Annotated in this window: 1 protein-coding gene and 1 pseudogene; both read left to right on the top strand. The window is 71.8% G+C overall.

Annotated features, from left to right (window positions below; translation table 11 throughout):
• The coding region (locus WA805_RS07960) for an AAA family ATPase (protein WP_425242010.1) at positions 1-1,187 on the top strand (1,187 nt) is incomplete at its 5' end.
• A 220-nt stretch (positions 1,188-1,407) separates the two neighbouring features.
• Positions 1,408-1,639, top strand: a pseudogene (locus tag WA805_RS07955) (signal recognition particle-docking protein FtsY); the annotation flags it as partial.

Below are 1,639 nucleotides of genomic sequence, written 5' to 3'. Positions count from 1 at the left end.
GGGCGGTAGCCACCGGAGCGGGTGTCGCGGTGGAGGCCGCGGAAGCCTCACTCGCCCAGGCGGACGCGCGGCGCGCCGCAGCCGAGGCGGTGAGCGCGGGCAGCACAGAGACGCTCAAGGCGGTGCGGGCCCGCGTTACGGCGCTGGCCGGCGAGCTCGACGGGGTGGTCAGCACCGCGCACGGCGCCGAGATCGCCAGGGCCGAGCACCGGCTGCGTCTCGAGCAGGTCGCCGCTCACGCGGTCGATGAGTACGGCGTCGAGCCGGAGGCCCTGATCGCCGAGTACGGCCCCGACGTCCCGGTCCCGGTGACCGGCGCCGCCCCGCGACCGGCCAGGTCTCACGCCAATGGCAATGGCAACGGCAATGGCAATGGCAATGGCGATGGCCCGCCGCCCGCGACGCTGGCCGACGCGCTGCGCGCGGTGCGCGCGGAGGCGGGGCAGCTCGAGGAAGCGGCTCAGCTCGACATAGAAGCCGAACCCGACAGCGAGCCGCCCGCGGAGGCCGACGGCGTCCCGTACGTCCGCGCGGAGCAGGAAGCGCGCGCCGGGGCGGCTGAGCGGCAGCTCGCCAGGCTCGGCAAGGTGAATCCGCTGGCGCTTGAGGAGTACACGGCGCTGCAGGAGCGGCACCAGTTCCTCGCCACCCAGCTGGAAGACCTGCGCAAGACCCGCCGTGACCTGCTCACGGTGGTCAAGGAGGTCGACGACCGGGTGCAGGAGGTGTTCGCCTCCGCCTACGCCGACACCGCGCGCGAGTTCGAGGGCCTGTTCGCGCGGCTGTTCCCCGGCGGTTCCGGGCGGCTGCTGCTGACCGAGCCCGACGACATGCTGACCACCGGCATCGAGATCGAGGCACGGCCGCCTGGCAAGAAGGTTAAGCGGCTGTCCCTGCTGTCCGGCGGCGAGCGGTCGCTGACCGCGATCGCGTACCTGTTCGCGATCTTCATGGCCAGGCCGTCGCCGTTCTACGTGCTTGACGAGGTGGAGGCCGCCCTCGACGACACGAACCTGCAGCGGCTGCTGGGGGTCTTCGGGGAGCTGCGGGAGAACTCCCAGCTGGTCGTCATCACCCACCAGCGGCGGACAATGGAGGCGGCTGACGCCCTGTACGGCGTCACGATGCGCGGCGACGGCGTCTCCAGCGTGATCAGCCAGCGCTTCCGCGAGCACGAGCCCGCCTGACCGGGGCGCGGATTCGCTCTCCCCGTCGCCCGCTTGGCCAAGATCGTGGGTCAAAACTGGCGATATCCGCCGCGCAAGACCCACGATCATGAAATCTGTTCCGGCATCGCATGGGGGTCGGGGGAGCGGGCATGTTGTAGCGTGCTCAGGAGTGTGGCCGCGGCCTGACGTCGCGCGGCCCGCGTCCGGGATTCGCCGGTTCGGGAGACTCAGGGTTGTTATGGACTACATCATCCTCATCGTTGTGCTTGCCGTGCTCATCCTCGCCGCGGGCGGGACGATGCTGCTGCGGCCGCGGGGTACCCGTGGCGTGCGGCGCGGCCGCGCGGGCGGTGACCTCGGTTCCGGAACGGGAACGGGGACGATCACCAGGCCAGGTACCGATACGGATACGGCCGGCACCGAGACCGCCGCGGGGACGCAGGCCCCGCCGGTCCCGCGGCCCGCGGAAC

The sequence above is a fragment of the Trebonia sp. genome (assembly GCF_049794275.1).
Lineage (GTDB): Bacteria > Actinomycetota > Actinomycetes > Streptosporangiales > Streptosporangiaceae > Trebonia.
Note: the sequence above shows the minus strand (reverse complement) of the source record. Positions and strands in the feature narration are given on the sequence as shown.